General features: G+C 59.5%; 11 protein-coding genes and 1 pseudogene. 9 read left to right on the top strand and 3 right to left on the bottom strand.

Annotation, left to right across the window (positions count from 1 at the left end):
* Positions 1–95: 95 nt before the first annotated feature.
* Positions 96–833 (bottom strand): annotated as a pseudogene (locus GGD66_RS37905) (ArdC family protein); the annotation flags it as partial.
* A 1,159-nt stretch (positions 834–1,992) separates the two neighbouring features.
* Between GGD66_RS37905 and GGD66_RS41210 the strand changes: the two are divergent.
* Positions 1,993–2,313, top strand: a complete 321-nt coding sequence (locus tag GGD66_RS41210) for a reverse transcriptase domain-containing protein (protein ID WP_210321800.1) — start codon at positions 1,993–1,995, stop codon at positions 2,311–2,313.
* A 663-nt stretch (positions 2,314–2,976) separates the two neighbouring features.
* Positions 2,977–3,528, top strand: coding sequence for a group II intron reverse transcriptase/maturase (locus GGD66_RS41205; protein ID WP_246789169.1), 552 nt, complete (start codon positions 2,977–2,979; stop codon positions 3,526–3,528).
* A gap of 509 nt (positions 3,529–4,037) precedes the next feature.
* On the opposite strand, the gene GGD66_RS37890 is transcribed toward GGD66_RS41205, so the two are convergent.
* The gene (locus GGD66_RS37890) at positions 4,038–5,081 is read right to left on the bottom strand and encodes an IS110 family transposase (RefSeq protein WP_183261746.1); all 1,044 of its coding nucleotides are present in this window, start codon (positions 5,079–5,081) and stop codon (positions 4,038–4,040) included.
* A 151-nt stretch (positions 5,082–5,232) separates the two neighbouring features.
* Here GGD66_RS37890 and GGD66_RS37885 point away from each other — a divergent pair, with 151 nt between their 5' ends.
* The 3 genes from GGD66_RS37885 (at position 5,233) to GGD66_RS37875 (ending at position 8,301) form a co-directional block, all read left to right on the top strand.
* On the top strand, positions 5,233–6,093 hold the full coding sequence (locus tag GGD66_RS37885; protein ID WP_183261744.1) for a hypothetical protein: 861 nt from the start codon (positions 5,233–5,235) through the stop codon (positions 6,091–6,093).
* A gap of 278 nt (positions 6,094–6,371) precedes the next feature.
* Entirely contained in the window at positions 6,372–7,373 is a 1,002-nt protein-coding gene (locus tag GGD66_RS37880; protein WP_183261742.1) for a hypothetical protein, read from the top strand.
* Positions 7,288–8,301, top strand: a complete 1,014-nt coding sequence (locus GGD66_RS37875) for a S41 family peptidase (RefSeq protein ID WP_183261740.1) — start codon at positions 7,288–7,290, stop codon at positions 8,299–8,301. Before GGD66_RS37880 ends, GGD66_RS37875 begins: the two co-directional genes overlap by 86 nt.
* Positions 8,302–8,431: 130 nt before the next feature.
* Here the strand turns inward: GGD66_RS37875 and GGD66_RS37870 are convergent, their stop codons facing one another.
* Positions 8,432–12,892: a hypothetical protein gene (locus GGD66_RS37870; RefSeq protein ID WP_183261738.1), complete on the bottom strand. Its 4,461-nt coding sequence runs from the start codon at positions 12,890–12,892 to the stop codon at positions 8,432–8,434.
* Between the two features lie 323 nt (positions 12,893–13,215).
* On the opposite strand from GGD66_RS37870, the gene GGD66_RS37865 reads away from it, so the two are divergent.
* The 4 genes from GGD66_RS37865 (at position 13,216) to GGD66_RS37850 (ending at position 22,714) form a co-directional block, all read left to right on the top strand.
* Entirely contained in the window at positions 13,216–13,494 is a 279-nt protein-coding gene (locus GGD66_RS37865; protein WP_183261736.1) for a hypothetical protein, read from the top strand.
* Between the two features lie 130 nt (positions 13,495–13,624).
* Positions 13,625–14,155: a hypothetical protein gene (locus GGD66_RS37860; RefSeq protein WP_183261734.1), complete on the top strand. Its 531-nt coding sequence runs from the start codon at positions 13,625–13,627 to the stop codon at positions 14,153–14,155.
* Between the two features lie 169 nt (positions 14,156–14,324).
* Positions 14,325–17,645, top strand: a complete 3,321-nt coding sequence (locus GGD66_RS37855; protein ID WP_312014218.1) for an NERD domain-containing protein — start codon at positions 14,325–14,327, stop codon at positions 17,643–17,645.
* 149 nt (positions 17,646–17,794) lie between these two features.
* Positions 17,795–22,714 carry an NACHT domain-containing NTPase gene (locus GGD66_RS37850; RefSeq protein WP_183261731.1) on the top strand — a complete coding sequence of 1,640 codons (4,920 nt, stop codon included), beginning with the start codon at positions 17,795–17,797 and terminating at the stop codon, positions 22,712–22,714.
* The last annotated feature ends 78 nt before the right edge of the window (positions 22,715–22,792 follow it).

The raw sequence follows: 22,792 nt of genomic DNA, 5'->3' as shown, positions 1-22,792 counted from the left end.
CTCACCACAAGTGGGGACAAGGCCTACCGCCTCCGTCAGTCCTGTTGCATCGACGTAAGCAAGACGCTGAGAGTCGGTGCAGACTGTCAAGATAAGGCGACCAGTTCTTCGAAGGCATATTTCTTGGTACCGTAAGATCCGCTTTGGTCGCGGTTGAGGCGCGAGGGATGCCCAGTCGCATGACCGAGTTCATGCAAAGCCGTGCGGTGCCAGTTGATGGGTTCGAAATAGGCCTGCGGCGGCGGGACCTGAACATAGTCTTCGGTGGTTGCATAGAATGCGCGATCTCCACCAATCCGAAATGGAATTCCGCTGGCCTTGATCAGAGCGTCAACCGTGGGTTCGATGAGGCCAGGCGGCGGGGGCGGCGCAGCGGTGGCAATGCCGTCGGGCAGCTCCTCGCACTGATCGGTGTTGAAAACCGTAAATCGTTTGAGGAATGGAATCGCCTGCGTGTCTTCGCCGGTCTCAGCTGCGCGTCGCTTTTCGTCATTCGGCACGAAGCGATCAGCGTAGACGACCGTGGTGCCGCGCTCTCCCTTGCGAACATGGCCACCGAGCGAGAGGGCCTGACGAAAGGTGAGCCAACTTTGACCTGTAAATCCGCGCTCAATCACGGCTCCCCAGAGCATGAGGATGTTTACGCCACTGTACTGCCGGTTAGTCGATGCATTTCTCGGCATGGCCAGCGGCGCTTTGGCCGCGGCCGTACCCCAGGGTTGGACCCAGGGGACGCGTCCGGCCTCAAGCTCGGCAATGATCCTGTCGGTGATTTCGTTATAGAGGTTCGCCCGGTCCTGGCCGGCGCGCGCGCGAAAAGTAGGATTTGACATCGCGGGTCTCCGCGACGGGCGCCGAGAGCCTCTCTCGCAGCTTGTAACCCGTCACGGAAAAACCCAGCCTGCACTCTTACTCTCAGCTTCTTGCGCAATCTGCCTTAGGCCGCAGGCCTGATCCGGCGTGCGCCAGCGGCGCATCGCCTTAAGAGAAATGGCACCCGTAGGAGCGTGAGCATAGCGACGCCGAAGGCGGCACGCGGGACCGAGTGCGGCGACGAGACCGGTTCAATAGCGGCACCCGGGAACGGGGCAGTGATAGCGGTCGCCGCAGGCGAGCCCCTTTCCCCGAGTGCCCCCGGCGAGGAGCACCAACGCTCTAGCGCGAGGGATCGAAGCCGCAAGGCGTGCGCCGATGTGGCGTGAAGAAGAAGGGAGTGTTCGAAAGAATGGAGCTTACTGGTTTGGCTCTTACTTGCCCGACTTACCGGTGTCGGAAACGACTGAGACCCTCGAAAGAGGAACGGGACCAGAGCATATCGGGAAACGTCTCGAAATGGGGCGCCGCAGCCCTGTGGAGAGCACAGAGTAAGGTGTGCATGGTGAAAGCTGTATTGCCTGAATCCCAGTTTCCAGTCGCCAAAGGGCTGGCAGTAGCGAACGCGGCTGACACGCTACGCCACGCGGGGCGGGTCGCGCCGGCCAGTGCGATCTGCCACCAGTCCGCGTGGGACGACCACCATCCGTGGATCAAGGAGACGAATGGGACACCTAAACACACCGCAACTCCCCGCACACGTAACTACGGGATCGCCTGCAACAGGTTCTTTCGAGGACCTGTATGGCGACGGAGCCGTCGTAGTACCCAAATGCCCGGCGTAATGGTCGGGACAGCTGCCGTGAGACAGACGATCATGCGTATAAGGCCGGGCGACCGGACCGAAAGCGCCTCCGATCGGGGGAAGGACGATGCCGCGAATAACGGCATGTGCAGTATGCGTAGAAGAGATTCTTCGGCGGAGAGGTTCTGCTGATGCAGGCCGTTACCATCCAGAGAAGAATTGAATCACTGCCGACTTTGTCGCGGTCGGGTAAGCGCGTAAATGGCCTTCACCGCCTGATGAGATGTCCGCATCTCATCGAGTAGGCCTACGAAAAGGTCTCCCGCAACAAGGGAGCCCTGACGCCCGGTGTAGATGGCAAGACCTTCGACGGCATGTCGCTGGAGAAGCTCGCCGACATCGCCAGGCGCGTGGCAGATGGCACTTATCGCTTCCGGCCGGTCCGGCGGGTTTATATCCCGAAGGACAACGGCAAGACACGACCGCTGGGTATCCCCACGGTGGAAGACCGGCTCGTTCAGGAGGCGGTCAGGATTCTACTCGAAGCGATCTATGAACCTGTGTTCCTCAATGAATCACATGGGTTCCGCCCAGGGCGATCCTGTCATACCGCACTCAAGCTCATCAAGTTGGACGGGCTGCAAGTGGCTGGTCGAAGTGGATGTGCGTGGGTTCTTCGACAACATCGACCATGACATCCTGCTTGGGCTTCTAAGGAAGCGGATCGATGACGATAGGTTCATTGGTCTGATCGAAGGAATGCTCAAAGCAGGCTACATGGAAGATTGGGTCTATGGACGCACTTTACAGTGGCACGCCGCAGGGCGGCGTTGTCTCGCCCTTGCTCGCCAACATCTATCTGCACGAGCTGGACCAGCACGTGCAGATGATGAAGGCGGACTTCGACAAAGGCCGTGAGCGACGTGCATTCCCGCGCTACGTGGCGTTGGAACGGCGCGTCCTCAGTCTCCGCCGGAAGATTGAACGGCTCCGTGCCGAAGGTACGGATCAGGCCGAGATCGATGCTGCATTTGCGGAGATCAAAGCCATCAATAAAGAGAGACGGAAAGTGCCTTCCGTCGATCCGATGGACCCCAACTTCAAAAGGCTCCGCTACTGCCGCTATGCCGACGACTTCCTCATCGGCGTGATCGGGAGCAAGCGGGAAGCGTGTGAGGTCATGGCCTGCGTCGAACGATTCCTGACGGAGACCTTGAAGCTCGCCGTGTCGCCCGAGTGGGGTTCACGCCGCTTCAAAGGGAGTGACCTTCCTGAGCTATCGCATCTCGACATACACATCCTACGGGGCTGGACGAAAATCCAGCCGCAAGGGACCGGCTGGACGGACATGGCGCGTGATGCGTCGGCCGACCACCGGCAATGTCAGCCTGCGGGTGCCGCGCAAGGAAGTCACCAAGTTCTGCAAGCAACACGGCTATGGCGATCTCGCCAAGAAGACCGGCAGTCCGCGCGAGCAGTTCCTGGTAACCAGCGACGTTGCAACCGTCCTCGCCTATAACTCAGAGTTCCGTGGGTTTGCGAACTACCACTCGTTGGCCGACGACATCAAGAGCGCCTTGGGATTGCTGGAGCTTGTCGTGTTCCGCAGTCTTGTGAAGACGCTGGCGATGCGACATCGGACGACGAGAGCAAGAACCATGGCGCGTCTGTGGAAAGGCACGGACTACGAGGTTAGCTCCGTGGTCCGTGGTAAGCTTCGCAGCATCAAGCTGTGGAGACTGAAGCATCTCACCCGAGCCTACTGGACAAGTCCGACTATCGACAACGTCACGGCAGGTGCGTGGTGGGTCAAACGCCCAAATGATCTGATCGATCGACTTAACGCTCCAAATGCGAAGCGTGCAGCGATGCGAGGGGACCATTCGAGATGCATCATCTCCGCCGCCTAGGTTGACCTGCGAAGCGGATCGCTGACGGTCTGGAAACGGTCCGGTTGGCGGCGCAAGACCATTGTCCTGTGCCCGTCATGCCGTGCAGCCGTCTCCGGTCGAGAGCATGCGCGTACGGAAAGCCGTGTGCATTGAAAAGTGCCCGCACGGTTTGGGGGGAGGCGTAGGGATATCCTCTTCGAGGTGTCCCGCGCCTACCCTACCGAGACGCTGTGCGGCTCGGTTCATATGTGGACGGCCCCCGACTTGCAAGGATTGGCTCGGGCAGCATGCTCGGATCGCTTGCGCTCATATGTCCGGCCTATTTTCGGGTCTTGCGACCACTGGCCAAGGTGGGCTTCGCGGACGGTGAGCTCCAAACACGAGAGCGGCATTTGCTGCCGGTAAACCGAGCGGAGTGTCTCACGTGACCGGCTCGCGCCGAACGTACCACCTCTTCCTCTCCTGCAAGTTCCGGCCCCAGCGCCAGATCTGCCCGTCTGACGCCAAGCTCTATTTGTCGTTCAAGTCTATTTCGGCGTTGGCATCGGGATGGCGCTCGCAGGCCGATACCGTTCGCCGCTAACCATCAGTTTCCAAGCAATCCGCGCCAGCTTGTTTGCTAACGCTATCGCCACCAGTTTCGGCGGCTTGCGCGCGATCATGTCTTTCAGCCAAGACCAAGGGCGACTCCCGCGTCGTCGCATATCCGCGATCACTGCTGTCGCGCCAGCTACCAAAACGGTTCGCAACATGCCGTCGCCGGCGCGGGTGATGACCCCGAGCCGATTCATGCCGGCCGTCGAGTGATTCTTTGGCGTCAGGCCAAGCCACGCGGCAAAGTTTCTTGCCGACTTGAATCCGCGCGCATCCACGACCTTGATTGACAGCAGCGTCGCGCCGATCGGACCAATTCCTGGAATGGTCGCAAGTCTTCGGCTCATCTCGCTGCTCCGATGGAGTTGCATGAGCTTCTTATCGAGCGTAACGATCTGATCATCGACGCGCGCCATTTCTGCGGCCAACGCCTCTATCAACTCCATCGCCAAGTCCGGGACTGTGGCATCAGCCCTAATATCGATCAGCAATTGCGGAAGCCTTGATAGCCCCTTGGGCGCGGTGAAGCCGAACTCTGCGGCGTAGCCGCGGATCGAATTGGCGAGCTGGGTGCGCCTGCCAATGAACTGGTTGCGCACACGAGTCAGCATCTGTGCGCCCTGCTGCTCGGCACTTTTGATTGGCACAAAGTTCTTCTGCAATTTCGGTCGACTCGCAGCTTCGCAAATTGCCTCGGCGTCCGCCGCATCGGATTTCCCACGCTGCACGTACGGTTTGACATATTGCGGCGGGATCATCGCCACCTCATGCCCCAGCGAACGCAGCTCCCTCGCCCAATAGTGCGATGCTCCGCAAGCCTCCATCGCGACAAGCATAGGCGGCAAACGGCCGAAGAACGCCAGAACCTGGCCGCGTCTCAACTTGCGTCGCAAGACCGGCTGCTCCATCCCGTCAACGCCATGCAACTGAAATACGCTCTTTGACGTGTCCAAACGGATACGAACAATTGTCTCCACTGGCGGCTCCTTCGTTTGAGGTCATCGACGACCCCATCCTGCCACGCGGACCGGCGGAAGGGGGCCGTCCACCCCAACACGAGAGCCCGCCGCGGCGACAGCCGCACGCGCCCTCCATGACGAACGCGCACAAAGGTGATATGAAGCTTCCATGCTACCTTTTGTTGTTGCCCAAAAACTCGATCAGGGGGTCACAAACCCTATCGTCGCACGGCTCACGTTGCAGAACTTCGAGCTATTAAAAAACTGCGCGATCCCGAAGGAGACCGCCGAGAAAATTCAGGCAATCTATTTAAACGAACTGACGCCAAAGCTGCTGCGGTGTTCCCAAATCCATAAAAAGCTTCGCACCGATGTTGAAGCGAAAGCTGCTTCCTACACGCCGCCTGGCAAAGGTGCCACATCGGTCGTGCTGCCGCAGGTCATACAGCTCGAGGAAGAGTGCCGAAACTATCTCTATGAAGCAAAAAACTTCCTGCGAGATCTCCTCAAGGTATTCAATCTCCTGTTCGGGACGAACTTTGAGGACGGGAGCGAGTGGACGATTGCCAAAAAACCACGTCCTTCCGTCATCGCGTTTGCGGAAGCCAGTTTCCAACGGCAACCGGATCATATCCGGTACCTGAAGCAGCTTCCGGCCTGCACGGAGCCGTTTGTAAAGATGCGGAACGCAGTCGAGCATCCCGGCGGCTACAACGGCGATCTCGTGATCCGCAATTTCCGGTTCGAGCCGGATGGCCCACTCGCGGCGCCGGACTGGCGCCGCGACAAGGGCGGCCAAACGGAATACGGCCCTATTTCGATCGTCGAGGACATGCGCGTTGGCGTCCACAACCTACTCACTCTAGCCGAGGATATTCTCGTCATGTGGGCGGTCGATCATGCCGCGATGCCGGGCATGATGGAGATAAGCGTGATCCCCGAAAACGAGCGCAATCCCGCCTGTCCGATCAAATACAAGATGGATTTGCGGCCTGCGTTCTTTGCTCAGCGGGGGGCGCCCTCTCGATAAGCCACTCCGCCGCGGTATGCAGGGCCTTCACAACTACCAAAAGTTGTGAGAGGCTTCCGGCCATTATTAGGTCGGATTTCTTTGAGCGATGTCTTTGGATCAAAGATCTACTTCGCGCGGCATCTCGCTGGCAGCTTTTGCGACGCGGCTGCATTTTGATGCCTCTCCCGCCTATCCGGGCCCGCCGACCGGAGAACGATCTTGCATAGTCGCCGCAGGGGTTTCTCTCTTAGAGTTCAGATGAACGCTATTTGTGCCCCGTGAACGGGAGGACTTCGATGGCAGACACCCACAGAATATCTGTCGAGGCGAACGATTGCAAAGCTGCGGAGCAGAAAGCAGAGGAAATCATCCGATCGCCCGCTGGACTGGAGATTGCGAAGACATTTGCTCTTGGGGTCGCGACAGTTGACGCGGCCATGATCTATTCAATCGAAGATCGACAGCGCGTACTCGCTCAGGTGTCTTTTGCTCTCGACAACTTTTATGTTCATCTGCCTCGAAAAAAGTCGATCTACGGCTTTGATCCGGTGCGGGCGTCGGCACTTCTTCGCCTCCGGGTCGAGGCGCTTACCGATGGCGAGTTTCATGAATCTCTTGTCGAGATCTTGGCCCGTGTGAGAGATCGACACGTTATGTTCTTCGGTCGGTCACCTTACGGGTTCTCGGCCGTCTTACCGTTTACAATTGAGACCTGTTGGGACAATGGGAAGGAAATCCATGTTGTTACCAAGCTTGAGGCCAACGCGAACTTCAAAAGCCTTGCGGCGGGTGCACGCGTTAGCCATTGGAACGGCATCCCGATAGACCGCTATGTGCGTTTGACCGCAAACTTATTCGATGGTGGGAATGAGGCGGCATCGATCGCACGCAGCCTCGCTTTTCTGACGCATCGGCCACTCACGCAATTTGGTCCCCCGCTTGAGGAATGGGTCGACCTGCGCTTCCTCGGGAAAGACGGCGCGATCGCTGAAGAACGTTTTACTTGGACGGGATTCGACACGGCCTCCATTCCGAGCGCCCCGGCGCTGGGCCGCAACCTGACCGGGTTTGGCGGCGACGTTCTTCTCATGGATCTTCAAAAGTCGCGACGCGTGCGCTCGGCGCCTCAGACGTTTGACGCTATACCACCTACGCAACTTGCGCCTCCAGAGCTTGGTGTTCCGGTCATCCAGGGCCGGGGGGGCAAATGGCGTGTTCGACTATGGTACGCTAACCACCCCCGACGGCACCTTCGCCTATCTGCGATTTTGGTCATTCGGCGCCAACGATGTCGATGATCTCGTAGATGCTTTGGTTCCCGTGCTTGGCACGCTACCGCAGAATGGTCTTGTGTTCGATATGCGTGGCAATACGGGAGGATACATCGCGGCGGGCGAGCGGCTACTGCAACTCTTTAGCTCCGGGCCGATCGTGCCGGCACGGTTTCAGTTTCGTATCACCAACGCGACCCGAGCAATGGCCGAAGCGAGCGACGAATTTGCGCGATGGCGCCCTTCCTTCGTTGAAGCGTTCGGTACCGGCGAGGAATATACACGGGGAATCCCAATTGAAGGAGACGACGCGGACTACAATAAGGTAGGGCGCAAATATCCGGGGCCGGTGGTCCTCATCAGCGATGCGCTCGCCTTCAGCACCGCGGACATATTCGCCGCCGGCTTCATGGATAATGGCATCGGCAAAGTGATCTATACTGATGCCAACATGGCCGCTGCAGGCGGAAACAACTGGGGCTGGGATGTCGTGCGGCTCTTCAATCCGGATTTTCGGATCGATGGGAAACTCAAGGTCGATTTCACCAGCGGCAAACTATCGAAACAAGCTTTGGACGCGTTCAACGCAGCCGGCTTCTCTTTGTCGAATGGGGCGACGCTGTCGTCAGGTCGCTCGCAATTCGGTGGTACCGTATGGACCATCCAGGATGGCGCACTAAGCCACCTCGTTCGTGACGTGCCGTGGATGAGCCCCGATCTCGAAATTTATCTCGCAAAGAGCCCTGCGGGCCTGGCCGACCTACCCACTGGGGTCTATCTGAGCCTTACGATGCGTCGTGCGCTGCGCGTCAAAGCCAACGAAGGCCGGGTGTTGGAGGATGTCGGTATCGTTCCCGACATCGTCTATCACATGACACTTCGCGATGTGATGGAAAAGAATCAAGATTTGCTCGATCGCGCAGGTAAGGAGCTGATTGGGACTGCGGTCGCATAGTCCGTGCTATCTCACGACTTCTCTGCGGCTTTGCCGGGTAACAAATTCCGAGCGGAGCAGCTAAGGGGCCTACGCTGAATCCGTTCTCTGGACGCGGTAAACTCGAGGGCTCGGTGTCGTGAAACACTGATCAGCTATCCGCCCAAGGTTTCGCCCACCGGTGACCGGTGCGGACCGAGAACAGCTGGTCCTTTCGCTGGTTTTCCTGCTTCATGGTGCCGTCCTGAATTTGCTTCCAGGTCAGCGCAATGAAATCCTTTTGCCGCAGCGAGCGCGTGTTTAGCCTCGCATTGATGCGCTGCGCGGCAATCGGAACGATATTCCTTTGGCATAGTTTCGCGAACAGCGACCAAGCCGCAAAGAACGATTCATCGTTCTTTGCCTTGAGCGCAGCATCCAGCCAGCCGAGGCACATCCAAGTCTTCTCGATATTGTCCTTGGCATTCCGGTAGACGTCACCGATCCAACCTTCGAGCGGTGCCTTGGCGAGTTCCTTCTTCCATAGGGAACGCACTGCAGGGGAGCCATCCATGAAGCCTGCAAGCATGACGGCCCTTGCGATGTCGCCAGGCGCTTCGGAAGCGAGCAACTTCTTGATAAGCGCGAGCGCCCATGCGGTGCGCTTGTGGCGGATGACAAAAGTGGCGACGGTCAAAAGCTTCCAGTCATTGCTTGCATCCATGATCTGCTCACGCCGCAGTTCATTGACTTCCCCGGAATCGTCACTTTCAAAAGGCGCTTGTTCGATGTCCTCGCCAGCCGCGAAGATGCTGTCGGTGCGGGTCAGTTGCGTCCAGTAACGCGCCCCCCTTGCAGGATCGAGATCGAGAAAGGCACGCATTAAGTCCATTCTGGGGAACTCGTATCGCCCAAAGGCGGGATCACCTTCGACTGCGAATAGTCGATCGGCGAGCGTGGCGAGTTCTTCCGGCTCCTGCTCGATGAGCTTCTTCACCGGTTCAACGCGATTTGCCCTGTAGCCGAGCATGCTGCGCGACTTGGGCGGATTCAATTCCAGTTCGACAGCGTCCTTCAGGGAGGCCTTGAAAGCATAGGCGCAATCCTGTCGGTACTTAAGCTTTCGCCAGGGGATAAAGTTCCATTCAGACCCCGCCCGCTCGGCGATAGCCTTGAAGGTTTCCGGCGTCACGCGCATCGCGAGTAAGGTCGTGCCTGTCCAATTCTCCTTGTAGGAGCGTTTGGCCGAGGCGGCCCAGGCGGATTGCAAATGCTGTTTGGCCAGAAACGGATCCCGGGCATCAAGGGCAATTGAGAGCACGCACTCACGGATCGCGGCGCTCTCATGGGCAAGCAGCGTGGACAGCACTTCCCAGTGCTTCGGAAGCTCTTTGGGCCCGCTGAGCACGAGGTAGGCAAGCCATCCCATTATCCGGTCGACAGGTTGATTTGGGGCCAGCCGCGGGCCAAGACCCTCCACCTGTCTGGGGGTTGGTGCGCGTAGCACTTTCTCCAGTTTCACGAGAGGCGACCGCGGCGCGTCGAGTTCATGCCAAAGCTTGATCTGGTCTTTTGGCGCAATTCCAAACAAGGCCGCGGCCATCAATGCATGGTCAATCTGATCAAGGTCGGCCGCGGGCCTGTCCTTGCGGCGCGCCATGAGGACGGCTCGGATCTTTCTCTGGATCGGCGGCGTCAATAGGATCAGCAGCGCCTCAAGCGAGAAGGTATATCCGAGGAGACGCGTTTCATCGCGATGGCCAATAGAAAGCAGGAAGCGTCGATAGAGTGCGACCAGCTCTTTCGGAGCCCAGCGCGCCATGGCCGGCATCGTCCGTTCCAAATCAATGCTTGCGGCCGTCTGACCGCGTCCATCACCAAGTTCGGTGACCGGGAAAGCGCTGGCGAAGCGCTTGAGGCGTCTCAGGTGTTTTGGGGCGATGGCTGCATCGGGATCAGCCGCAAATTCCGAGAGGATAGAGAGAGTGACAACTTCGTTCGGCGGCTCTTCGCCTGAGAATGTAACGACGCCGTCAACCAATGACGCCCGCGGGACCCAGGTATCCGGTTGGCGAAGGGCCGGCTGCACCGATGCGATCTTGGCGAGAGCGGCGGGCCCACCATGCGCTTCGAGCAAGCTGATGGCCGTGGCTCTGATCTCGGTCGACGGCAAAGCGAGAAGGCCGTCGACGGTCTGGAGCAGTATCTTGGTTGCGGCCTCTGCGTCGACCGTATTCACGCGCAGCGACCAGGCAATGTCATCCAGGTGATTTTCGCGGCCCATGACGGCACGGCTTGCCACCCATCCGCGCCAGAGAGATGCTTGCGCTGCTCGTGGCAGGTAGGTCGCGATCGAATTAGTGCGATAGAATACCCAGCTGGCACTGGTGCCGTCCTCGGCGCGGATGAGATCGAGGCCTGCAAAGGACTCCGCACCAATATCGCTGCGAATTCGATCAAGGCGCGCCTGCGTTGCCGCAAACGCCTCGGCTCTTTGCTCCGGGGAAGGATGATAATTGATGAATTGCCCTTCGCGGGGATCCGGCCAGTAGGTGCGGGCCCATTTTGCCAGAAAGGCGATGACTTCCGCTTCCCGACCGCCGTCTCCTGCGACATTGGCGATGCACTTGATGAGGATCTCGTCAACGGAAGATCCTTCGGAGTGCTGCAACCAGACGGCTTCGGCCACATCGAGGAGCGGCACCGGATTGACGCTGCCAATGCGCCAGAGATGCTGGAAATGCGCTCCAGAAAAGTTGTGCGAGGTGATCCAGCGCCGCAACAGAACCCGGATAACGAGGGCGGGATAGTCCTTGTCGAGGAAGGTGAGCGCAATAACCGCAGCCAGGATGTTCACACCAAGCGACTGATCCTCCATGGGACCAAGGAAGCGGTCCGCGCTACTGTCGATTTCCTCCTCGGTCGTGAGTGATTTGAGTTCGCTGTGCAACGCCAGGCCGATCGCCAAGGGCAGGACCGCCTTGTCAATTTCGAATTGATGACGGCCGGTCTCGCGAAACCAGACACCCGACGTCACCTCGTCAATCGCTTCCAGGACGTCTTTCTCAGATTCGCCCGTGACACCCGCCAGCTTGGCCTTGAGCGCGGCGCGGGAAAACGTGCTGGCTGTATCCCAGTTGCGCTGGATATCCCGGCCGAGACCCGATAAGAATTCGCGGAATACCGCGTCCTCCATGACAGAGGCATTCAGGCGGGCGCGGACCCGATGCTGAACATAGCGGAGCATCAATTGCTCGGCCGAATGGGCCGTCCAGTCATACTCCTGGTCAAACATCTCGGCGGCAACGGCGAACCAGCTTGGCCATTTGATCAAGTTCAGCACTTGCGGCGAGAATACCGCGCGGGTCTTTCCGTGTCTGGCAAGCAGTGCATCCAGCTCCGATTCGCGGAAATGGCTCACCGTGACGGTCGTGGGACGGGGCTCCAGAGACTGTCCCGATCGAAAACCGGACTGCCAATGCAACGGCCGGTCGGTCAGAACGATCCGCACAGCGCCCTTCCAGTCGGAGTCGGCAGCAGCCTCGGCGAGCAGTTGTGTTACCAGCGCCTGCGCGGTGCCTTCGTTGGTCCCATCGAGCATGAGCCAGATGAAGGGACCGTCCCCAGGATGTGCCAATGCGGTTTGTCGCCAGCGCTGGACGCGCTTGGTCCAGAACGCGGCGGATCGACCGGGGCTTGGTGCCCATTTGGCAAGCGCCGCAGCGAGCACGTCTGCGAGCGATCCGGATGTGACGTCGCGGGCGGCAAACCAGACACAGAGGCGCGCCGGGTCGCGCTCGGCCTCCCGTTGCCACCAATCGAACAAGAGCCAGGTCTTGCCTGCACCTTCTTCGCCCAGAACCGCACATATCGGCGAGGCGCCACGGTCCGCTGCCCATCGTGAGACCGCGGCGCATTCGTCATCACGAGGTTTCCAAATGCGGTCGGGAGCGAGAAGATCAACGCTATTTTGCAGTCTCGACTTGGAATCGCCGCGTGTTTGCAGCGTCAGGCCAATTCTCGTTCTTACGGCATCGGCCGTAAAAATGCGTCCGAGGTCGGGATGCTGTACCTCACGCAGGAAGCCGGTCTTTCTGGCTTCGAACTCCGGATGATCCACGACTTGCCGAACGGCCTCGCCGAGCTTGCGTCCCAGCACGCGCTCAACGGTATGGGGCGCAAGGCTTAGGAGCAGCGGCAAGCGCGCAAAGAAGTCGCCGCTTGAACGCCAGTCAAGGACAAGGACCCCGAGCCCCAACTCCTCGCCGATTTTTGTGAGGGCGCCGACATCGTCAGCGGAGACCTCCTTACTAGCCGCAAGAATCCAGAGCTCGATCGGAGGCCCGGACCGGGTCGCCGCGTCAAACAGCTTTTTCTTGAGGTCGTCCACCGCCAGGGTGGTGGTTTCGTGATAGCGCTTGGCTTCAATCCCGATGGCGAGCTGGCCCCCGGCACCGTCCGAAAGGGTATCGACGCCGCCTTGCATCGAGGATTTCTGAATCCGCCCGGAGATGCCGGTTGCCTCGTGGAAGGCATCGCGGATAAGCCCCTCGAAGCCGTCGACGCCGCTGGCGTGAAGCTTCAGGAGCGCCCGCTGCAGGGACGAACATAGTTTGATCGCATCGGACGGCACGACCGCACCTCGCGGAGAAGAACTAGCGATACCGCATCTGGTCGCGCTGGCTTCAGCAGGCGGCGGCGTGCGGTTCCCCAGGGGCGACGCTTGAAGTCACTGCCAAGACGACCACGAATGAGCAAACATGCCGCTTCATGCAATAAGTGGACTGATTCTTGGTAAGCGCACAACTCATGTACCCACCAAACGGTGCGGGGGAAAGCTAACGCGATCAGAGCGGGCTATCGCGCACTCATCCCGGCACATCCTTGGCTCCATGGAGGGCAACCACACAGCCGATAGCTGCTTGATCGTGCCAAGCCTGGATCGCTCCCTTCGACGTGCCGCTCAAGACCGAACTGTCGGTGGTCCAAAGCGAGACCACAGCGTTCCTTTCCGGAAACAAGGCCATCGTACTCGCTGAGCCGGAAGTCGATACGCCCCTCAAGGCCAACCAGCCGTGGCTCGTATTCGAGCTTCACGATCGAATCGTCCTTGATGAACAGGACCGCCACCATCAACTCGTTGACCCGTTCGATGATGGCAATGACACGTTTCGGGGATGGCTTCGCCCGCCACGCGGCAACAGCTCCGCGCCACCTAAAATAGCGTCGCGGTAAGCGTCTTCGATAGCGGCAATATGGGCTTCAACTTCGGTTTCAATGGGCATTCGGGTATCCTGCGCCAGACGGCGCCCGATTCCAATAGGGGCACACGGATTACGCCGCGACAAAGCACCGATGACAGAGCATGCTGAAATCCATTTCATCGATCCTGGACGCCGATATTCGGTTCCGAAATCTGGCAGACCCGAGCGGGATTCGCTCAATGACGATTGCCGATTTGCATATGATGATCGAGCCGATCCAGTTGTCTAATGCGGTACCGGAAGAGATACGGCGTGAATTCGACACCGCACGCAATGCCTTCGTTTACGCCTGGTTCGTGTATGAATTCGCAACGCTCGCAGAGCTGGCTGGCTACACAGCCCTTGAACTGGCGCTCCGCCGGCGGGTTGATCCGGCTCCGCCCAACACCTCGAGGAGCCCGGGCTTAAGCCGGTTACTGCAAATGGCGATCGAGAAGGGCTATCTTGAGCGCGCCGATTTTGAAGTGCCCTCGCCTTCCGGCACCAGCGCAACGGCGTGCCAGCTCGATTTCATACCGATGCTGCGCAACCACGTTGCTCATGGGAATGTCCACCTGCTTCCGCAAGGCGCGCTTGAGTCGCTCCGGTTATGTCAGGCGGTGATCGATAGGCTCTATCCGCCGCAGCCCTAGCCGCTTGAGCGTGTCGCGTCCCCACACCAGAAATCCGGGTTGCTGTTGACGCGCGGCGGGACAATCTTAAATTTGTGATGGGCGCCTTACCCGCCCGTGGTCGATAATCGCAGTCACCATAAGCCCTGCATTGCGGAGCCCTCGTTGGCCTCGATAGAGATTTTCATTGGTGCGCCGATCGAGCACGATTCCGAACGTGCCGCGCTTCAGCGCGCCTATGAGTTTCTATCGGCCCAAAGCACCCCGGCGATCATCCTTGCATGTGAACCTCGGCGAAAGGCAGGTCGATCTCGTGATCGCGATCGACGGGGCGGCGCTGGTCGCCGAGGCCAAGGGATTCACTTCGGCCGTGCGTGGGAGCGAGAACGGCGATTGGGAAGTCCGCCTTGCTTCGGGAGCCTGGAAGAAGACTGCAAACCCCTATGTTCAGGTCCTCGGGCAAAAAATGGCCTTGCGCGATGCCATGCGGCGCTTCGCAGGCTCTGAAGCTCTTTATCCGAATGCGGCCGTGATCTTCGTTCCTGCCATTCCTTCGGGCTCGAATATCACGCAACGCGGCTTCAAGGTTGCGACCGGTGGCCTCGATGAGCTTGCGGGGCTGATCACGCCCATGAGGCGTGACGGTTGGTCGTTAGAGCAGTGGCGGGCTTTTGGGGCTCATCATCGGTTGCTCAAGGCGCCGTCGCTCGACGCAGCTTTGAGCCCGGAACTGCTCGACGGCGAGCAATTGTTGAAGGACTATGGCGAGGCGTTCACCCGAACCTATGGCGGGCCCGCGTTCGCGATGGTTCCTATGTCATGCGTATTCGAAAGCGAAGGGCTGTCGTCGCAAGACGTGCTGGAACGGGCCAAATACGACGACCATGTCTTGCTGGCGGGGCCTTCAGGCTGCGGGAAGAGCTTGCTCGGCTACCATATCGGGCTTGCCGGCTTAAGACGCGGGAACGTGCTCATCATTGTTCCGGCCAAGGATTTTGAGGGAAGCCTTCGGGACGTGGTGAATCGCGAAGCGGCGCTGCTTGATGCGAGGTCTGCGGCGGCGCTGATCGCCGCAGCACGACGGCTCAACCGCCACGTCGACCTTGTTGTCGATGGCTACAACGAGTGCACGCCGGCTGAACGACAGCGCTTGACCCGAAGCATCGCGGCAGCCGCCAAGCGATATGATGCGCGTGTCGTTATCTCGAGCCGGATTCCGCTTGAGCGTGACGATCTTCTGCCAGCGCGTAGCTACGCCGTGCAGATTCCCGACAGCAAAACCAAACGAGCTATCGCGCAACAGGCGGCCGGCGATATTTCGGTTGAACCGTTCGCGGATTTGATCGACACGGTCGGGAGTGGCCTCGAAGCCAAAATGATCGGGCAGTTGGGACAAGAGCTGGTACCCGGTACCAGCAAGTACGGCCTGTTCGATGCTTATGTGCGGGAACGGCTGAGCACGGCCGCGTCCGACGGCATTCGCGCCATGTCCCGCATCGCCGGTATGATGACCACGCGCATAAGTTTCGGGCTTTCGGTGCGCGAACTGGACCGCTTGTCGGACCGCGAGGGTGTCTCGGGTGCGCTATTACAGACGCTTCAGAATGCGAATCTTCTGAACAGACGCGGCGACCGGATAAGCTTCAGCCACGAAATGTTCCTCAATGTTTTCGCGGCCGAGGCAATCATCCGTGGTGCCGGTGACGATCCAGCGGCGGTGGTGACGGCGCTGCGGTTGCCGCAGCACCTCGAGATGCGGCCCTTCGTGCTGGGGGCGATAGACGACGATAGCTTCCGGCGCCAGGTGTTGCCCCATGTATCAGATGCACGGGTCATCCAGGCTTGCCTTGCCGGGCAATGCGGATCGGATGCGCAGCGCTGGGCGAACGAGCGCTGCGATGACGTCCTTGGCCGGGTCCGCGAAGAAATCAAGAACCTGCACTTTGATGTTTCGGATGAGTTCATGTGGCACGTCCAGCCAAAGCCGGAGACGGTCCAGGAATGGTCTGCGCAAGACAAAGCCGTTCTTGGAGCCATCCCCCATGAACTTGTCGCGGGTCGTCGCCTCGATGAATTGCTCGATCTCATCGGCAAAATGGATCTACGCCTATTGGACGAGCAAGGCCGTTTGCTCGATCAAGCCAAGGAAAAGAAGCTCAATCTGAGGACGGGGCTGTATGCCGTGTGCTATTCGGGCGTCGGGATGCGCGAGACGGCGCTTTCATGCATTTGCGGCCCAATATCGAGTGGCAATCTGTACAACGGCCCGAAGGTCGCTAAGGGCGCGCACCTTCACGAGCGCCTGCAATGTGACACCCTGACCCCGGGGCAAGTTGGCTTGTTGATCGAACTCGACAAGTATTCTGACCGCGATGCGCCATCGATCGGAACGCTGCTTCCGGGGATCATCACGCACCACTGGCGTTTTGCCGCCCATCATCTGCGGCTGGCCCTCATGCATGCATCCATGATGAGCGCCTTCGTACTGAACGACGAGCAACGCCGCACCTTGATTTCCGCGATCGAGGCTACGTGCTTACCCAATGGCGGCTACGATGGATGGGGCATCATCGATGCGCTCAAATCCCTCGGCGCGCTGGATGACGATCAGGAGGAATATGTCGCAACGGTGAAAGCGGAAATAGAAGAGGTCTTGGCAGATCCGGACAATCCCGATTCGTGGAAACGTGCAGCCGGCTTGTGGAACGCACAGTTCGACCATCCCTATGACGGCGCCTATTGCCAATGCTGGAATGGGCTCTCACCCGACGATCGCCGGGCCCTTCTGATCATGGCAGCCAAGGATGGCGACGATGGCTCGACGTTTACGCCCTCATTGATCGCAGAAGTTACCTTCTTCGCAAAGGCGGAGGCCGGACCGATCATCGAGCGTTGGACGGCTCTGCCGCCCAAGCGGGATGCGTTCTTTCAGGACCTCATTCGCAAGTTTGAGATGGCCCATGCGGCGCTCGCCCGGCTGCGACATCCACTGCCGGACCGCTCGGCGGAAGCGGCATCCGCAGCGGATCATGCGCTATTGGCGTGCGGGCAACTTATCTACTGGCTGAACAGAGACGATCTTGCCGTGGCCGAGCGCAAAGCGCATTGCATGGCCCCGCTTGCCATGCTTGGGGATCATCAAAATGGGGTCGCAGCGGCCGTCATCGGAGAATTCTTCCGGTCCGATATGATGTTTGAGGAAAGCGCCCGGCGGCTTCCTGGTTCAGAGCCTGTCGTGACGTCCTTCGGACTATTCTTTCCCGATGAGATCGCAGCGATCTATCGGGCCGCGCTCGAAAAGCCGGACATTCAATCCGGTTACTCGGAGTTCTTCCGTATCGTTGACGTGATCGAAAAGGCTCTGGTCAATGTGGGCCGGTTCGGCAAGCCGAGCGACATTCCGATGCTCCGTACCTGGACCATCCATCCCGATCTCGGGCGTTTCGCGCTACAGGCGATCAAAGAGATTGAAGAAGCCCCAATTCAAAGGAAAGCCCGCGCGAAAGACTGACTTGGGAGTTGATCTCTGTCGTTACATTTCCTTGTCAGGCACGGCTGGACAGTTCTTAATGATCTTTCTGTTTTTCTATCGTTCATTGCCCCACCGGTACCATGTCGAAAAAGCCAACCCGAGAGCCTAAAAAGAAGCCTGCGCCGCCCTTGCGCGAGGAAAATCCTCGCTGGCTCACCGCAGACCCGGTCGGCGCGCGGCCCGCGCCGCCCGTTCAGGCCAAGGTCGATGCGCTCCCGCTCCTCGGCATCCCGTGGGAGAACTTCGAGCGCCTGTGCCGCAAGCTTGCCGAGCGTGGCGGTGCGGTGGAGAAGGCCTGGTGTTATGGCGGCCCGGGGCACGCGCAGCGCGGCATCGACGTTCTCGTGCGGATGAAGGACGGCACATTTGAGGTCTGGCAAAGCAAGCGCCACAAGAAATTTGGGCCGACCCAGGTTAAGAGCGCCGTCGATTATTTCCTCAAGCATGAGTGGGCGGAGAAGGCGACGCGTTTCGTTCTCGCGCTGGCGTGTCCCCTCAATGAGGACCCTCGAGCCATCGACGCGCTGGAAGAGGCAAGGACAGCACTCGATGCAAAGGGTATTGCTTTCGAGCCGGTTGGACAGACCGAGCTGACCGAGCAGTTGCGAGACGGGCCGGAGATCATCGATGATTTCTTTGGTCGAGCTTGGGTTGAGGTCATCTGCGGGTGTGACGTTGCCGCGCAACTCTCGGCGCGTCTGTCCCGTTTTGATATCGACGCCTTGCGGACGCAGCTTTGCGATTTTTACACCGCATGGATTGCTACCGTAGATCCAGGCTTGCCTATCGCCGGGCAGGACAAGGAGGGTCAACAGATCCCGGCCCCAAAGCTCGGGCAGCGCTACGTGCTGCCAGACCTTGTCATGAATGTCAGGACCATCGATCAGGGGCCGGGCACCGCCCAACAAGAGTCCCCGGCTCGGGATAGCCCCCGTACCGAGGCAACGAGTGCTAACCAAGGCATGGCCGCGCCGGCGCAGCGTCCGCAGGCACCGCGCTCCCGCGAACGATCGATCTCTGTCGATCAATTCATGGCGAGCGAAAAGCGATCCATCGTTACGGCGGAGGCCGGTGCCGGTAAGACGACCCTGCTTCGATACCTTGCTCTCGACATTCTCGCGGAGACGCCCGAGATCGAGGCGGTGCGTAACCACTATGCCGGTTACATCCCGGTTTGGGTGCCGTTCGCGCTGTGGGCGCGCATGGCAGAAGGCAAGGATCATCCACCACCGCTGGAGGATGTCGTTCACGCCTTCATTGCCGCCCAGAACGACGTGGCGCTCGCCAAGAGTATGAGGCAGGTGCTCGCCACCAGAAGGATTATCCTCCTCGTCGACGGTCTTGATGAAGCGCGCGGCAGCGCCGCGCCGGACACCGTGGTCGCTGGGCTGACGACCTTCGCCGAAATGCGCAATGTTCCTGTCATCGCCACATCGAGGCCACACGGGATGAAGGCCTTGAGCGCCATCGGAGGGAACTGGACCCGGCTTCAGTTGGCGCCGCTATCTGAGCCGAAGCGCGATGCCCTCGCTTTGCTCTGGTACAGGATACTGGAGCGAAGCGACCTTGGATCGAACGCGGCCGACGCCGTGGTCGAAACGCAGGCGCGGCACCGGGCGAAGAACTTCGCCACCGCGCTTGCCAAGCACGCCGGTATCGCGCGTCTTTCGTTGACGCCGCTGTTTCTCGTGGCGCTCCTCAAGCTCCACCGAGCCGGCCGCGATCTGCCGCGCAATCGTTTCGAGGCCAGCAAAGAGATCGTCGACCAGCTCTTGGAGCATCAGCCCAAGCGCCGCGCCAAGGATGCGGTGGAAACCAAAGCGGCTCCGCTCGATACGAGGCTTCGCGACAGGCTTCTCGAAGATTTCGCTTACGGTCTCCATGCAGGTGATCTGCCTGGTTCGGTAGCCGATGGCGGCTTTGAAACCGATGCGGTCGCAAGAGCGGCGAACATCATCATTGACCGTACCGGCAACCCCAATCTTGACGTGGCTGAAGCCTCGGCGCGAACCGTGTTCTCATTTAGCGAGGAAAGCGCTGGGCTGCTGGTTAAGAAGGCGCCGGATACGATCGGCTTCCTGCACCGTCTCCTGCAGGAATATCTCGTAGCCCGCAAAGTCGACCAATTCTCACTTGCCGAACGGATTGCGTTCATCAAGGCTCGTGCCGCGCAACCGGTGTGGAGCGAACCGATCCTCTACCTTCTGTATCTGGAGACGAACGAGCAGGAAGTGGGGCAGTTGCTGACGGCTATTGAGGAGGCTGCGACATCTGGTGTTGCGGAGCGTTCCGTCCGCGATGCCTTGTTAACCGAAGCGGTATTCGCTGACTTCTCGCATGACCTTCCGACCGTTCGGCGCCTTGCCGGCACGCTTTTTGCCGAGGCGGAACTCTTCGCCTGGGGCGCACGGCAGCGGCAGTTGCTCTCGGCCGTCACCGATGGACTGTTTTCGCAATCGTTATTCGTCCAATGCCGCCAAAAGCTCACCGAATGGATCCCGGATTTTCACGGCTCTGGGCGTGCAGCCGCGGTCAGGGGGATGCGCCAATGGGACGAGGCCATGCGGTCGGCTTGCATGCCCTATCTGCTCCGGACCATTGCCGGCGAAAACAACTATGTCTGGAGGGAGAGCGCGCAGGTCTTGGCCGAATTCGCGGGCGGCGATCAAGGCACGAAAGATGCGTTGCTACAGTTGCTGCAAAGGCCGCGATCGGCGGACACAGTGCAGGCATCGCTGGTCGCCCTTGGCCTTGGATGGAAGGGGGATGCCGATGTAGCGGCGATCGCCGAGGACCTTCGGGAGAGTGGGGACAACGGGATCCGGATCGAGGCCATCCGCATTCGGACGGCAAAGGACGAGGCCGACCTCACCGATCTCGAGATATTTGCGCCGATCGCCTTCAGCCGGGAAGAACGCTTTTCAAGCGACGTTCCTGCACCCGACCTCATTAGCTACTTCGGCAAGAAGTACAAGGCGGAAGTCATTGCTCACATCGAAAACGCGCTCAGAAATGGAACGCGCTACAACGATCAAACTTCGCTTGTCGGCAGCTTGATCGCCGTCGATCCGACGCACGACCTCATCAATCCGACACTGTCCCAGATACTGTCGCGCGACTATGCGTTCCACGATCTCTTTGCGCACTCGAATATTTCGACCGAGAAGGTGACATGGTCCAAGGAAAACATCGCGCTGATCGAAGCGCACCTGAACAAGGAACGCTTTTCTGAACACGTGGCATATCACATCAGCAGAGCGCTTCCCTTGCCATTTGTAAAAGAGAAGCTGCTGACGTCGCTCAAGGAGAAGCACTCGCTCGCTTTTTGGTCGGCGCATGGCTTGGTGGACGGGTGGGGCAAAGCCGACCCGGAGGTATTGGCCGCTTTTCAAGCCGTGCTCGATGGTCCTCCTGAAAAGATCGCCTATGTGGCCGAATATCTTCCAGATGTAATCGACGATAGGGCCGCCATCCGCGCGGGTATTCTCCGCGCGTTTGCGAGCCGGCCTGAGCGAGCCGAGATACTGGTCAAAGGTGTAAGAAAGCTTGGCGTGGCACCGGACGACGAGGAACTCTTCAGAGCTTGTTATGAGGCGGACTCGTTGACCGAACAATCGCTCTATCCCGACATGTGGCGGCGCGAGCTGATAAACACGTTCCGATTCCGTCCTGAAATACGTGAGCTTGCGATTGCCGAACTTGGGCGGCGCGACGGGAATATTGAGGCGATCTCGCACAATTTTGGCAATGATCCCGAGATGTGTGCGCGCGTTCTCGCTGCCGTAGCTCCGCTCCCCACCACGGCCCGGTTGACATTGATCAACCACGTGGAGACAGCGGCGCAATCAGGCGATGCCGCACTCGCGCTGCTCGATCGCGCGCGGTTTGACACCGATGGCGCGGCGTGCGGAACGGCCATCATGGGCTGGTCTGAGGTGAACATCACCAAGGGCAGTCTCGATAAGGACAAGGAAAGCTATCTCGTCGAAGAACTCGACGCGATCGGGCCCGAATATGAGCACCGGCGGGCCGCCGGCGTGATTGGGCTTGGCATGGCGGATAGGCTCGGAGCATTTGCGACGGCCAAGGACCGCCAGGGACAGTCACGGTCGATCCGGATCGGATCTCTTTCTTTGATGAGCAAGGATGATCGGTATTTTCGGCGCTTGCTTCCGCTCTGGGGGCGCTTCGCAACAGCCCTCGGCGGTGACAATGAGGTTCTGGAACGGTTGGAGCTTTCGGCGGAGACCTGCCTTTCGGTTCTCAACCCTGGTATCGATAATGCGGATCATGTCTTTGAGGTGATGACCGCGACCATTCCCACGGCACGCCATGTGACGAAGCACGATCACATCGAGGTGGTGGCCCGGTTTCGCCCCGAAAGCGATCGCTTGCGCGAGTTGATCATGCCGATTGTGCTGACGCATGGACATGGCTACGGCGAGACCAATGCCGATACTTGGGCGGCCATGGTCGCTGCCGATTTGTTTGCCGATCAATTCTCAGGCGATCCCGCGCTTTTGCAGCAGGTTATCGATTGCTTCAAGGAGGACCCTGCCCGCTCGTGCGCCGCGGCCGCCTTGGCTGAAGTCACCTTGAGAAGGCATGAGCCCGACATCGTGAACTTATTGAAGGAGCGCGGCTCCCCACAGGCGGTCGAACTTGCGGCAGCCTTCAAGGTCCTATCGGCGGTCAGCACGGCAGACAAAATCATCGATGCGCTGTTCTGGCTCCTCGAAGAAGCAAAGCACGACACCATCTTTTGGAATTGCGCGTACTGGACCCCCTCCTTGCTGCGGCGGATTGAGCGGAACCCCGATATCGGGGACAGCCTGATCGAGGCGGTCGACGGCGCTCCTTCAGCATCTGCCGCTATTTCACTTCTCGCGCTTGCGGGTGGGAGCAGCAACGGCCGGGTCAAATATCGTGCCTTCTTCGCGCGCGAAATGGAGCGCGTGGCAGCAACCACCGCGCCGCCGGTCGGGTACGATGTGACATCCAGTTCCAACCGGCTTGCACTGCATGTCCTTCAGGAAATTCTCACGTAGCGAACACGCGGCCTGTGCCGCACCCGCCGCACAGGAAAGAGTTGTTGCTGCTGCTGAGGGGTGGATATTCGAAGTTTT

This window comes from Bradyrhizobium sp. CIR48 (genome assembly GCF_014198315.1).
Taxonomy (GTDB): Bacteria; Pseudomonadota; Alphaproteobacteria; order Rhizobiales; family Xanthobacteraceae; genus Bradyrhizobium.
This window is presented reverse-complemented; position numbering and strand designations above follow the sequence as displayed.

Bases quoted from the DNA above. Each gene is read 5' to 3' on its own strand.
- GGD66_RS41210 (WP_210321800.1), top strand. From the start codon at position 1,993: ATGTCGCTGGAGAAGCTCGCCGACATCGCCAGGCGCGTGGCAGATGGC.
- GGD66_RS41205 (WP_246789169.1), top strand. From the start codon at position 2,977: ATGCGTCGGCCGACCACCGGCAATGTCAGCCTGCGGGTGCCGCGCAAG.
- GGD66_RS37885 (WP_183261744.1), top strand. From the start codon at position 5,233: ATGCTACCTTTTGTTGTTGCCCAAAAACTCGATCAGGGGGTCACAAAC.
- GGD66_RS37880 (WP_183261742.1), top strand. From the start codon at position 6,372: ATGGCAGACACCCACAGAATATCTGTCGAGGCGAACGATTGCAAAGCT.
- GGD66_RS37860 (WP_183261734.1), top strand. From the start codon at position 13,625: ATGCTGAAATCCATTTCATCGATCCTGGACGCCGATATTCGGTTCCGA.